This window comes from Acinetobacter sp. 778_lipA (assembly GCF_058242985.1).
On record NZ_JBZAYT010000001.1, the window covers coordinates 919,473 to 933,127 of the forward strand.

General features: G+C 38.4%; 10 protein-coding genes and 4 tRNA genes. 4 read left to right on the forward strand and 10 right to left on the reverse strand.

The annotated features are described in order from the left end of the window. Window positions 1-12 precede the first annotated feature (12 nt). Together dapF and AC4CUY_RS04335 are read left to right on the forward strand one after the other, a co-directional pair. Window positions 13-858 carry a diaminopimelate epimerase gene (gene dapF / locus AC4CUY_RS04330; protein ID WP_336952693.1) on the forward strand — a complete coding sequence of 282 codons (846 nt, stop codon included), beginning with the start codon at window positions 13-15 and terminating at the stop codon, window positions 856-858. Window positions 859-1,009: 151 nt separating this feature from the next. Continuing rightward, complete coding sequence (locus tag AC4CUY_RS04335; protein ID WP_336952692.1) at window positions 1,010-1,438, forward strand: DUF7832 domain-containing protein; 429 nt, start codon at window positions 1,010-1,012, stop codon at window positions 1,436-1,438. Between the two features lie 265 nt (window positions 1,439-1,703). Here AC4CUY_RS04335 and AC4CUY_RS04340 read toward each other — a convergent pair whose 3' ends face one another. The 3 genes from AC4CUY_RS04340 to AC4CUY_RS04350 all read right to left on the reverse strand — a co-directional run bounded on the left by AC4CUY_RS04340 (window position 1,704) and on the right by AC4CUY_RS04350 (window position 5,474). Further along, entirely contained in the window at window positions 1,704-2,081 is a 378-nt protein-coding gene (locus tag AC4CUY_RS04340; protein WP_336952690.1) for a VOC family protein, read from the reverse strand. A gap of 231 nt (window positions 2,082-2,312) precedes the next feature. After that, the gene (gene lon / locus AC4CUY_RS04345; protein WP_336952688.1) at window positions 2,313-4,742 is read right to left on the reverse strand and encodes an endopeptidase La; all 2,430 of its coding nucleotides are present in this window, start codon (window positions 4,740-4,742) and stop codon (window positions 2,313-2,315) included. A 147-nt stretch (window positions 4,743-4,889) separates the two neighbouring features. Then, on the reverse strand, window positions 4,890-5,474 hold the full coding sequence (locus AC4CUY_RS04350; protein WP_336952686.1) for a 5-formyltetrahydrofolate cyclo-ligase: 585 nt from the start codon (window positions 5,472-5,474) through the stop codon (window positions 4,890-4,892). Between the two features lie 547 nt (window positions 5,475-6,021). Here AC4CUY_RS04350 and AC4CUY_RS04355 point away from each other — a divergent pair. After that, window positions 6,022-7,212: a putative solute-binding protein gene (locus tag AC4CUY_RS04355; RefSeq protein ID WP_419329054.1), complete on the forward strand. Its 1,191-nt coding sequence runs from the start codon at window positions 6,022-6,024 to the stop codon at window positions 7,210-7,212. Window positions 7,213-7,402: 190 nt separating this feature from the next. Then, window positions 7,403-8,017, forward strand: coding sequence for a YiiX family permuted papain-like enzyme (locus AC4CUY_RS04360; protein ID WP_419359886.1), 615 nt, complete (start codon window positions 7,403-7,405; stop codon window positions 8,015-8,017). Between the two features lie 85 nt (window positions 8,018-8,102). Here AC4CUY_RS04360 and AC4CUY_RS04365 read toward each other — a convergent pair. The 7 genes from AC4CUY_RS04365 to AC4CUY_RS04395 form a co-directional block, all read right to left on the reverse strand. Further along, a tRNA-Glu gene (locus AC4CUY_RS04365) sits at window positions 8,103-8,178 on the reverse strand. 42 nt (window positions 8,179-8,220) lie between these two features. After that, a tRNA-Glu gene (locus AC4CUY_RS04370) sits at window positions 8,221-8,296 on the reverse strand. 130 nt (window positions 8,297-8,426) lie between these two features. Then, window positions 8,427-9,329 carry a lipase family protein gene (locus AC4CUY_RS04375; protein WP_419359884.1) on the reverse strand — a complete coding sequence of 301 codons (903 nt, stop codon included), beginning with the start codon at window positions 9,327-9,329 and terminating at the stop codon, window positions 8,427-8,429. A 131-nt stretch (window positions 9,330-9,460) separates the two neighbouring features. Continuing rightward, window positions 9,461-10,885 (reverse strand): amino acid permease, encoded by a 1,425-nt coding sequence (locus AC4CUY_RS04380; RefSeq protein WP_056514257.1) that lies wholly within the window; start codon window positions 10,883-10,885, stop codon window positions 9,461-9,463. A 335-nt stretch (window positions 10,886-11,220) separates the two neighbouring features. Next, a tRNA-Glu gene (locus AC4CUY_RS04385) sits at window positions 11,221-11,296 on the reverse strand. 673 nt (window positions 11,297-11,969) lie between these two features. After that, complete coding sequence (locus tag AC4CUY_RS04390) at window positions 11,970-13,397, reverse strand: amino acid permease (protein WP_490773705.1); 1,428 nt, start codon at window positions 13,395-13,397, stop codon at window positions 11,970-11,972. A gap of 162 nt (window positions 13,398-13,559) precedes the next feature. Further along, window positions 13,560-13,635 (reverse strand) — tRNA-Glu (locus AC4CUY_RS04395). Between the last annotated feature and the right edge of the window lie 20 nt (window positions 13,636-13,655).

The window sequence follows — 13,655 nt, forward strand, 5'->3', positions numbered from 1 at the left end:
GAGCCATTTTAAATGTTATTAGAATTTACCAAAATGCATGGTCTGGGCAATGACTTTATGGTGGTTGATTTAATCAGCCAGCGTGCATTTTTTGATGCAATGACCATTCGCCGTTTGGCTGATCGGCATTTCGGGATCGGTTTTGATCAACTGTTAATTGTTGAAGCACCAGATTTTCCCAATGTTGATTTTAAATATCGTATTTTCAATGCAGATGGTTCAGAAGTAGAGCAATGCGGCAATGGCGTACGTTGTTTTGCTCGGTTTGTTTATGAACGTCAGTTGACCAATAAAAAGCGTTTTAAGGTTCAAACCAGTGCTGGTATTGTCGAACCTGAATTGGGTGAAAATGGTTGGGTACGAGTCAACATGGGCTATCCAAAATTTTTACCCAATGAGATTCCATTTCTTGCAGAAGAAGCAGATGCATTGTATGACATCGCATTGAAAGATAATGAATCGCTGACTATTGATGTGGTCAATATGGGCAATCCACATGCGGTCACAATCGTTCCCGATGTTTTAACTGCAGATGTTGCCAAAATTGGTCCTCAAGTGGAAGCGCATGCGCGTTTTCCGCAACGAGTAAACGCAGGCTTTATGCAAATTGTTGATGAAAAGCATGCGCGCTTACGTGTGTTTGAACGTGGTGTGGGCGAAACGATGGCATGTGGTACAGGCGCTTGTGCAGCCGCAGTCTCTGGAATGCGTCGTGGTTTACTTGCCAATAATGTAGAAATTGAGTTAGCTGGTGGTAAATTACAAATCGAATGGAAAGAAGGCGATGTGGTTTGGATGACAGGCCCGACTGCAACCGTTTATGAAGGCCGTTTAGATTTACGTTATTTCCAAGGTTGATCTCCTTTTCTCTTATCAGCTTACAAAAAAGCCCTGAATTAATTTCAGGGCTTTTTTATCTCTAACTGCATAGTTTTTGGATTAAAAAATATAAAATAAGTGTTTATACTGCTTAAAGATCTAAATAAATAATCACAAGGAAAAATAAATAATGGCAATAGATCGTATTGATTGGCATGGCGAATCGGCAGAGCAAGCAGGCTTTCCATATGAAAATGGTGGGACGCATATTGGAATTTATTTAGCATGGATTATCAATAATCAATTAGAAGGTGAGTTTCACCAAGAAGAAAGTGTTGATGAATTAGAACAAGTCCGTACACGTCAAATAACTGGGCGAGATTTTTTGATCAATATGTGCGATGAAAAATTTTGGGAAGAAGATTTAAATCCACAGGGTTTTGAATTTACCCAAGCTTATTATGAGAGTCATCAGTATTTAAAAGATTATGATGAGATATTAGTCAATGCTCAAGGTTTGATCGATACTTATGCTGTAGATGATACATGGGAAAACTATGACTTAATGGCTACGATGATTAGCCAAAAATATCAACAATGGAAGCGCAATCGAAAATAAATCAGCATTGTATGTACATTAACAAAATATACTTTTTCATTGATGGGCTTTTGTCAGCATACTCAAATTTAATCATAAAAAAACACAGTCCAAAATGGGTCGGACTGTGTTTTAACGTTGACCTGTCTGGAGACCAAATCGACGTTAAGTAACCACACTTACAGCGCGCATAGTTATATAATTTATATATGAGGATGACAGCGTATTTTTCAACCAGCAAAGTTGCCAATTTTAAATTGGTCATTCTATTTGTACTCCCACCCAATTAATTCATTGAGTGAATACCAAATATATTGCCTTCAGTATCAACTGCTAAAACAATATGACCATGAGGTCCGATCGACATTTTTGTTTGATGAATTTGACCACCAGCAGCTTCTACTCTGGCTTCTTCAATTGCACAATCTTCACTGGAAAAATAAATAATGGTACTGTTACCCCCAGCAGATATACCCTCCATTTTAACCAATGAGCCAGTTGCGCCATATTGGTTCATATCTGATGGAAATACCCACATTTCTACTGATGAATTGCTGGGATCACTTAATAAACTAAGCTCCGTGCCGATTACAGTTTGATAAAATAATTTAGCTCGCGCCATATCATTGACATAAATTTCGAACCAACACACTGGATTTGACATAAAAGCGTCCTTTTATTTTGCTGTTATCTGTTTTATGACCATACATGGCTGTATTCATAAGCCTAAGGGCAATTGAGCCTTTAACTTCTATTTTAGACTTTATCCTGATTAGCTTATGACAAACTTAACTTAAGATCAGCTGTATTTTGTAAGAAAGTATATTTTTTGATCACTATCCGGGGAGTCATTAAAAAAAAGAACGCCGAAGCGTTCTTTTTTTCGATCATTGGATTAATGACGTGCAGCTTTTTTGCCTTCATCCACTGCTTTAACGATGGGTGCTTTGACCAATGGTGTAGGATGCTCAACTAAAGCAAGTGGAAGAATCTCATCGATACTTTTCACCGCTTTAATTTCTAGACCATCTTTCACGTTCTGAGGAATTTCAGCTAAGTCACGTACGTTTTCTTGTGGTATAAATACCAGTTTAACTCCACCACGATGTGCTGCTAAAAGTTTCTCTTTTAAGCCGCCAATACGCATTGCTCGGCCACCTAAACTGGTTTCACCTGTCATTGCAATATCAGGACGAATTGCAATCCCAGTGAATGCCGAAACAAGAGCAGTCGTTAAAGCCAAACCTGCTGATGGTCCATCTTTCGGTGTTGCACCTTCAGGTAAATGAACGTGTACATCAGTTTCTTCAAAACGAGAAGCTTCGATACCCAATTCATCAGCACGTGTACGAACCACAGTCATTGCCGCAGTAATGGATTCTTTCATTACATCACCGAGTGAACCCGTAGTAATAAATTTACCTTTACCTTTTACTGCCGCTACTTCAATGGTGAGTAACTCACCGCCAACAGAAGTCCATGCCAAACCGTTTACACGACCTACTTGAGCTTCTTCTTCAGCCATGCCGTAATCAAACTTATGCACGCCTAAATATTCAGGTAAGTTTTCAGCAGTGACATCAATATGTAAGTTTTTCGCTTTCTTACTGACGGACTCTTTTACTACTTTACGTGCAATCTTAGAAACTTCACGTTCAAGACTACGTACACCAGCTTCACGGGTATAACGACGGACAATGTCACGGATCGCTTCCTCATGAACTGTCAATTCTTTGCCACGTAAGCCATTGTTCTTGATTGCCTTTGGAACAAGGTAACGATCTGCAATATTGACTTTTTCGTCTTCGGTATAACCTGGCAAACGAATTACTTCCATACGGTCTAATAAAGCCTCTGGAATATTCATACTGTTTGCAGTACAGATAAACATCACTTCGGACAAGTCAAGATCAAGATCTAAGTAGTGATCGTTAAACTTGTTGTTCTGTGATGGATCAAGTACTTCAAGCAGGGCAGAAGCTGGATCACCACGATAATCCTGTGCCATTTTGTCAACTTCATCGAGCAAGAACAGTGGGTTCTTAACACCAACTTTTGTCAACGACTGTACAATTTTACCCGGCATCGCACCAATATAAGTACGACGGTGACCACGAATTTCTGCTTCGTCACGAACACCACCGAGTGCCATACGAACGAATTCACGACCAGTTGCTTTGGCAATTGATTCTCCGAGTGATGTTTTACCAACACCTGGAGGTCCAACTAAACAAAGGATTGGACCACGAAGTTTTTTAACGCGTGATTGAACAGCGAGGTATTCAACAATACGTTCTTTGACTTCGTCCAAACCGTAATGGTCTGTATCTAAAATTTCCTGAGCTTTAGCTAAGTTAATGCTGACTTTGCTCGCTTTATTCCAAGGCGTATCTAAAATCGCCTCGATATAGTTGCGTACAACAGCAGCTTCACTTGATGCTGGTTGCATTGCTTTTAATTTGCGGAATTCATTTTCAGCTTTTTTACGCACATGTTCAGGTAAATCAGCTTCCGCTAAACGTTTTTCAATTTCAGCAACATCATCTTCCGCACCACCATTCATATCGGAAAGTTCACGCTGAATGACTTTCATCTTCTCATTGAGGAAGTATTCGCGTTGATTCTTTTCCATTTGGCGTTTTACAGAGTCATGCAATGTTTGCTCAATCTGTTGTTCTTCAGATTGTTGCAGTAAATAAGTCATCAACTCTTGTAAGTGTGCTTCAAACTCATCGTGCTCTAGGAATTTTTGTTTTACATCGATATTTAAAGGTACACGGGTTGCAACAAAGAACAACAATTGTAATAAATCATCGATTTTATTTGCTGCTGCAATCAATTCACGTGCATTACGCAATTTGGCTTCTGCATACTGTGAAAACAGTGCACGTAATTCTTCTACACGTGTTGCTTGAGTATCTTTATCTACAGATATCGTCATTGGGCTTAATGCATGTTCAGCCGATAAGTATTCATCATTGTCGATGATTTCAACCAGCTTAGAACGATGTAAGCCTTCAATTAGTACCTTGATACAGTTTTCATCATTTTCATGATTCACAACTTGTACAATCTTCGCGACGGTACCATATTGATATAAGTTGTCGTGATCAATTTCTTCTGTAAGCGAATCTTTTTGCGCAACTACAAATACTAAATTGTCACTGTTACGAGCCACATCAACTGCATTGATCGATTTTTCACGACCCACAAATAGCGCGATTTGCATATGTGGGTACACAACCACGTCACGCAACGCTAAAAGCGGTAATACACTTGGAACCTGTGGCTCTAAGTTTTCTTGATTCATAATAATCTCAGACATGGGCACTCCTAATGAGTGACAACGGTGTTGCCATGTTTTTTATAGTGATGTGTATTTCAAAAATTACAAGGGCTTTGCCGAATAAAAAGTTTAAAAAATCGCAAGTATTTGATTAACAAATAAACCTATTTACATTTATTGGTCACTTTAACGCCGAAAATAATAGGTTTTTGCTGGGGTAATTAAGCTATCTAGGGACTGATCCCATGAATTTCTTGTAAGCTCATGGGTGAGTAACTGGAAATTATGGGCTAAACCGAGTCGATGTGGGCGGTATATAGCGGATGCAAGCGTTCGATCATAGAAACCGCCTCCCATGCCCATACGGCTCCCTTTTAAATCACAAGCCAATAAAGGCATGACCACTAGATCGAGTATTGAAATATGCTTAGCACGACTTGCCATGGGTTCCAACATCCCAAGACGATGTAAAGAAAAGCGGCGATTGCGAAACTGCCGATTTGATATTTTGACCCAAACCAGTTTTTTATTCATGTTACAGATCATGGGCAAATACACGGTTTTTCCAATTGCACAGCAATATTCGATAAGTAATTTGGTTTGAATTTCACCAAAAGCGTCTAAATATAATCCAATTTTCTGCGCATTCAAAAAATGGTGGTGGCGTAGCATCTGTTTAAAGCATTGCCGTTCGATCATTGCTTGTTGATTACGGGTCAGCTTTTGTCGTTGTTGTCTTAAAGATTTACGCAGTTGTGAATTTTGATCCATATTTTGAATGCTAAAACTAAACTATTGCCAGTATACAATGAATTGATAAACGGCATCAGAAATTGAGATTTGTCACGATAAAGCGATGAAGTATCAATAGCGTTGAATCGGGAAGCAATGCTTGGCATTTCCTTGAAGATGTATATTGAGTTTGACCAGCAACAGATTTGATGAGCCGAAAATATTATTGATAAAAAATTAAGTAATCATAAAAAACGGTTTTAAAAAGAATGGCAATATGATTGTTCTATTTCGATTACTTTTATTCGCCAGAGTATGCGATAAATGGGCGATTTTAAGATATATTCTAATCGTTTGATATCAAACAATTAAAATATCGATATTTCATATTTTAACTTCAAAGTGTCTATTCTGACAAATGTAGGATTTTGCTCAGTCAATTGCAAATCAAAGCACTTCAATTACGCTGATAAAAAAATTCACGTGAGTGATGATTATGGATAACCACGAAAATAAACAGGAAAAGATCATGCACAGTAAGCTCAAACAAAAGTTTAATCCTTTGTCACGACGGTTTGTTATCTCAATGCTTGCATTGACGAGCACTTTACCATTTATTACTTATGCAGCTCCAGCAGCTCCAAAATTGGACCTTGAATTGTCTGCACATTCAAAAAATAAAATTAAAACCTTAATGAATGATCCAAAAGTTTGGCAACAGATTCCTAAAACAGTCACGCTGTGTGTATTTTCTCCAGATGGTGCCAATAGTGAAGCTTTTGAACAAGCGACCAGTTATATCAGTGAATTGCCACGTATTACCCAAATTGCCAAAGAGTTTGGGGTAGATATGAAAATTACCCGTCCAACCAAATTATCGATGCGTATTGATTTAAATTATCCAAAATTAAAGAAAACTGCTTCAACTGATATTAATTTAAGGGTTTATACCGATGAACGTGTATTAACTGAGGATTTTCGAAGTAAACGTTGTGATGGAGCTGGAATCAGTAACATTCGTGCGCGTCAGTTTAACCCTTTTGTGGGGAGTATTGATGCCATTGGGGCAGTGCAAAACTATAAGCAATTAACTACAGTGATCCAGTTGCTTGCACGCCCAGAGTACGATGCAAAAATGGTGAATAGGGATTATGAAGTCGTAGGGATTGTTCCGTTAGGTGCGGCATATATCATGGTCAATGATCGCCGTATTGATACCTTATCGAAAGCAGCAGGAAAAAAAGTAGCGGTCATGAACTTTGACGGCACTCAAAAGAAGTTGGTGCAAAATGTCGGTGCACAACCTGTTTCTGTTGACCTATTAACAGTGGGTGGAAAGTTTAATAATAAAGAAGTCGATATTATGGCGGGGCCTGCTTTGTTATTTAAGCCTTTAGAATTGAAAAAGGGCATGACTGATAAAAATGGTAATGTAGTCGGTGGCATTATTCGCTTTCCTTTGATACAGGTGACAGGCACGTTAATTATGCATCGGAATAAGTTCCCTGCAGGTATGGGGCCAATTGCACGGGAAATGATTTCTAAACAGCTCAGCCCAGCATTTCAATTTGTTGATAAACTGGAGCGAGAAGTTCCAGATAAATATTGGTTTGATATTCGTGAAGCGGATAAACCGGGCTATATTAAGATTATGCGTGAAGCCCGTATTCAGATGACAAAAGAAGGCTTCTATGACCCAACAATGATGAAAATTTTGAAAAAGGTTCGATGTGGTCAAACCCCAAGTAGTTTTGAATGTGCTTTAAATGATGAATGATCGGATTTTGATGACATATTAAGTCAAAAGCAAAATCACAAACAGCTGATATTTTTCATTTGAATTGAAAAGTGAAAGAGCAAAATGAAAGTTTATTTTGCTCCTTTTTTATTGCAAAGTTTAGGCAATTCTTTATTACTCTGTTAGATTAAACCCAAGATAAAGAAGATCAAAATTAAGATTTGAAAAGATGTTAAAAAAACAATTCAAGTTATTCCTGTTGGCCTTGTTATTTTGTTCTACCTCTGTATATGCAACACAATATCAGACAGGGGATATTATATTTCATACTTCTAAATCAGCACAAAGTCTGGTAATTCAAAAAGCCACACATTCACCATATAGTCATATGGGAATGATCGTGATTAAACACGAGCAAGCTTGGGTTTTAGAAGCCATTCAACCTGTGAAATATACACCTCTGCGGCAATGGATCAATCGAGGTGTAAATAAAGCTTATATTGTAAAACGTTATCAAACTGAGTTGACAGCAGAGCAACAACACAAGTTAGTCAAACAAGCTGAGACTTATTTAAATAAGCCCTATGATGTTTATTTTGAGTGGAATGATGATGCAATTTATTGTTCTGAAATTGTATGGAAAGCTTATCAATACGCTTTAGGGCTAGAACTGGCACCCTTGGAAAAATTACAAAGTTTTGATCTCACAGATCGAAGTGTTAAAGCGCTCATGCACCAACGATATGGACAGCATATTCCATTGCAAGAAACAGTGATTGCGCCAAGTGCAATTTTTAATTCAAAGAAACTGAAAACGGTTGACTCGGTTGCTGGTTTGAATTGATTGGAAATATAGTAGACATAAAAAAACCTGAATCATGATGCTCAGGTTTCTTATAAGAAGAGGTATATAGATACTTTCTTGAATGTGGCGACCCTACGGGGATTCGAACCCCGGTTACCGCCGTGAAAGGGCGATGTCCTAGGCCTCTAGACGATAGGGTCAATAAATTGAGGCTGACTCTTGAAACAAAACCACTAAATTAATGGCGACCCTACGGGGATTCGAACCCCGGTTACCGCCGTGAAAGGGCGATGTCCTAGGCCTCTAGACGATAGGGTCGTTTCAGAGGTGGGCGTATATTAGGGCGAATACTGGAACGTGTCAAACTTTTTTCTACAATAAAAACTGAAATTACGTTTATATGGATAAAAACAAAGCAATATGACCAATGTGGTTAAAATTAATACCATTATTGAGGCTTGCAATACAGCATAGCTTCTAAAATATTCTGAACCACTGCTGGATGTTGTAAATAGCCTGCGATTTGATGGGGAGTATGAATAAAAGTTGAAATAGCGGTATTTATAATTGCCGGTTGAAAGTCAAAAGGAGCATTGATCAACGGAAAAGCGGTTAAGAAATCATCTGGGGAATAGAAATTTTGCCAATCACCATTTAGACACCTTGGTCTTTGGATAGGTGGAGTCAGTTTAGACTGAATCACTTTAAAGGCTAATGGTGAGCCTAAAGTAATAAAGCGTTGTATCTCGTAGTTTACTTGCAGTTGTTGTAAAAGATTATAGGCAATCACAGTCCCTAACGAATGCGCAACGATAATATACGGTTGATTGGGTTCTAAGTTGGCAAGTATCCGTTGATGGACTTCATCCATAAACTGAGGATTGGCGAGGTATAAATAAGTTTCGATGAGGAATTTATGAATCAGACTTTCATGGAGTTTTGGAAAATTATTTAAAATTAAAGAGAACTCTTTGAGTGCTTTATCTTTTAACAATTGCGAAGCCAAATACAAGCGTTTAGATAATTTTAAGTCGTGATCAGGCATGAAGTAGGGCAATATTGGAATTGCGGGAGAGGCATTTAAAATTGTACTAGGTGGTGGTGTTGTATGTTTATGAAAGTGAAAGTTTACCCATGATTTAGGTAGAAAGCTTTCTAAGTCAAAGCGATTGCTTAATTGGTGTTTAGTGATTAAATCGCCATAAAAAGCTAAGCGAATATCTAATTGCGCTGTTGCAATAGGCAACTTAAGTTCATCAATTCCTTGCTGAAAAATATCAACCCAATGTTGTTTTAAACTTGCAGCATTATAATTCTGCTGGTTCATGCCATGAATAAAAATAATCTTCATTGGGTTTTTTATAGATTGTTATGTTTAATTATTAAATTACGAGTTTAAACTGATTTTGACTATCTTTGAATGTACAAAAAGTGTAGCCCATGGCTACACTTTTTGTTTAGAAATGATCTGATAGGTCTTGTTTAGGATTGTGATTGGTCTTTATATAAGAATGCGTAGCTGATATAGCAAATTGCAATAAAGATTAAACAACAAATAAAGCCAACCACCATTTCAGGATCAAACACCATACTGATACAGGTAATTAAACAGAAGATAAAACCTAAGATCGGCACAATTGGAAACAACGGTGCAGCAAAGCCCAACTCAGCTTTGGTATGACCTTGTTTGTACCATTGACGTCTAAAATTAAATTGGCTGAGACAAATACTCATCCATACCACAACCATGGTAAAAGCAGCCACACCCAACAAGTTTTTAAAAATAGTTTCAGGCGCAAATTGCTCTGAAAGTAAGCCAGGTAGTGCGCCAAACATGGTGACAATCACCGCTATATATGGAATACCGCGTGCATTGACCCTAGAAAATAATGCTGGAAGCTGTTTCTTGGCCGAGAGCGACCACATCATACGTGATGCAGCAAATAACCCTGAGTTTGCAGCAGACAACAACGCAGTAATGATCACAAAACGAATAATGTCTTCTGCGTATGGAATACCAATATGATCAAATACGGTAACAAATGGGCTGCTACTGACACCTTCAGCATGTAATCCTGCCATTTGGTGGGGAAGCAATGCACTAATGACAATGATGGTACCTACAAAGAAAATCAATAAACGCCAAATAGCAGTATTGATTGCTTTAGGCACATTTTTCGCGGGATCTTCAGTTTCACCTGCAGCAACACCAATTAACTCTGTACCCGAGAAGGCAAAGTTAACGATTAACATGGTGGTGAAGATTGGGAATAGGCCTTGTGGGAACCAGCCTTCATCCGTTAAATTACTAAATAACGGTGCTGAAGTATGTCCCTGATAATTTAAAATACCAAAAATTGCCAACAGACCAAAAAGAATAAAAGCAATTACCGTGATGACTTTAACCAAAGAGAGCCAGAACTCAGATTCGGCAAACCATTTGGTTGAGCTCATATTTAAGCCAAACACGATTGCTGCAAAAATCAGCGTCCATAGCCACATCGAGATATGTGGAAACCATTCTTGCATCAGCAAAGCTGCAGCAGTGAACTCAGTCCCTAAAGTTGCTGACCATGTCAGCCAATATAACCATGTGACCGTGTATCCAGTACCTGGACCAATATATCGTTGCGCATAAGTACCAAATGAACCTGACTCAGGCATATGAACAGCAAGTTCACCTAAGCACAGCATCACCATATAGGCAATTACCCCACCGAGGATATAAGAGATAATGGCACCAATAGGACCTGTTTGTGAGATCACCTCACCAGAACCTAAAAAAAGCCCAGTACCGATTGCACCACCAAGCGAAATCATCACCAAGTGACGAGTACTCATTGCTCGTTTGAGTGGTGAAGAATTAGATGATACCTGAGCATCATTTTGATTTGGTGATGACTGCATAAGCTTCAGATGGAAATAAAACAAGAAGCGCGCTATTTTAGCCCAATTCATAAATAGTGCAATGATTGAGTGCTGCTAATGCTCAATAAGCAATACTATAAATCGTAGTGAGTTTATTTTTTTAATAAATAGTTTTTTAAATCAATTATTTATATATAACTCTATGCTGGTTATTTTAAATTAAAAATCCAGATTATTGCTGAAAAAACAATCTTTTAAATATGAGAGAGCGGTAGTTTTTAAATGCTTTAAAATACGATAGATATAAAAAAGCCTGAGTCGCATTGCTCAGGCTTTTCTTACGAGAAAGTTTTATATAAAAACAATCTCAAATATGGCGACCCTACGGGGATTCGAACCCCGGTTACCGCCGTGAAAGGGCGATGTCCTAGGCCTCTAGACGATAGGGTCGTGATGAGGTGATGCGTATATTAAGGATAAAAGACTTTTTTGTCAAAATGGATTTAGCGAAAAAACGTCTAACTGATGAATCTATAAGCGAATCATTAGGTATTTGTTTTTAATTTAACCATAAAGCTATTTTTGTTTTTAGAAGAATCCAGATCAAATAAAAAACTGCATTATTTATATATGGATCACTTAAAAATTATGTTGCAGATTAAAAGCCTAAAATACATTCAACCTGTCAAAAAACTTAGCCACAAGAGTATAATTTCTCTTAATTAATATCTTAAATTAAATCAATAATGTAGAAAACAAATTGTTTGATTGTAAAAACCTTAAACTACTACACCTTATATTCAAAGTTTAAATACCTTTGCGTAGGCGATACCTGACTTTTCGTAGGAATTGCCAAACCTTGCGCTGCAAACAAAACAGTGCTTTATTTTTGCTTATGTTGGGCGAGGGGGAGGTTCTGGTACCCCCGCATTCTCACACACAACGGGCGACATCTCTGTCACCCACATTAGGATCACCATCTATGATTCAAAAGTACCAATAGTGAATTGATAACCAACAGTTTCAAAAGTTACTAGGAAAACATAAGCTTCATTTATGATTAATGACTTGATAGCAGAAAAATCCATACGGATACGGGTTGATCAGTTATCTATCCTAATGGTTAGTTTTTCTGATGATAAAGCCAGTAATAAGTTGCGTAACACGCTGCCATAAACACTAAGCAGCCAATAAAGCCAGAAAGCATTTCAGGGTCTGCCGCCATACTTAAGCCAGTTGCAGTACAGGTAATAAAGCCAAGAATCGGCACGACAGGATACCACGGGGTTTTAAATTTTAAATCGGCCAATGTTTTACCGCTAGCAAGCCATTTACGTCGGAAATTAAACTGACTCCAACAAATACTCATCCACACGATAACCATGGTAAATGCAGCCACCCCGAGTAAATTTTTAAAGATGACATCTGCACCAAATTGTTCTGACAGTAAGCCGGGTAAACCACCAATCATGGTCACAAATATTGCAACAACGGGCGTACCTGATTTGGTTAATTTGGAAAAAATTCGAGGTAATTGTTTTTGAATTGAAAGTGCCCACATCATACGAGATGCTGCATATAGGCCTGAATTAGCAGTGGATAATAACGCTGTGATGATCACAAAACGCATGATGTCTTCTGCGTAAGGAATCCCAATCAAGTTAAATACAGAAACAAAGGGGCTATTGCTGATCCCTTCACCATGCGCTGTTAAGCCAGCATCTTGATAGGGTAATAATGAACTGATGACAATGATGGTACCGACAAAGAAAATCATTAAACGCCAAACAGCAGCATGAATTGCTTTAGGTACATTTTTTTCAGGATTTTCAGTTTCACCCGCTGCAATCCCTATCATCTCGGTACCATTAAAGGCAAAATTTACAATCAGCATGGTGGCGAAAATAGGAAATAAACCATTGGGTAACCAACCATGTGCGGTTAGATTACTGAATAACGGTGCAGTTTCATGACCATGAAAGGGGATTAATCCAAATATTGCGGTTAGACCGAGTAAGATAAATACCAGTACCGTTGCGACTTTAACAAAAGACAGCCAAAACTCTGACTCTGCAAAAAAGCGTGTTGAGGTTAGGTTGGAAATTAGGACTGCCACAATAAAGACCAAGGTCCATAACCAGATTGAGGTTGTTGGAAACCATTCCTGCATCAGCATGGCTGCTGCTGTAAATTCAGTCCCCAAGGTAGCAGACCAGCCAAGCCAGTACATCCACGACACCATGTAGCCTGTGCCTGGTCCAATATTTTTAGCTGCAAAAGCACCAAAAGACCCAGTCACAGGTTGATTAACGGCAAGCTCACCTAAGCACAGCATGACCATATAGGCAATTAAACCCCCAATAATATAGGCTATCACTGCTCCAATCGGCCCAGCTTGTGCTATCACTTCACCTGAACTCAAAAATAAGCCGGTACCAATCGCACCACCTAATGACAACATGATCAGGTGGCGTTTGGTCATGGATCTTTTTAAGACAATAGTTTGCCCATCAGCGACAGTGTGCTGATTCGATTGATCAGGTGATTGCATATTTGATGTCATTGAACTTTAAAGAGATATTTTAAATTAAAATGCCAAAATTGACAAAATAAAATAACCCATCAACTTCTAAAGTCTAAAGAAGAGGGATGAAATAAAATAACTGAATCAAGAGGATCAAAAAAAGAGAAAGAAATTATAAGAATAATTAGATGGCGACCCTACGGGGATTCGAACCCCGGTTACCGCCGTGAAAGGGCGATGTCCTAGGCCTCTAGACGATAGGGTCGTTTAGAAGATGGCGATATC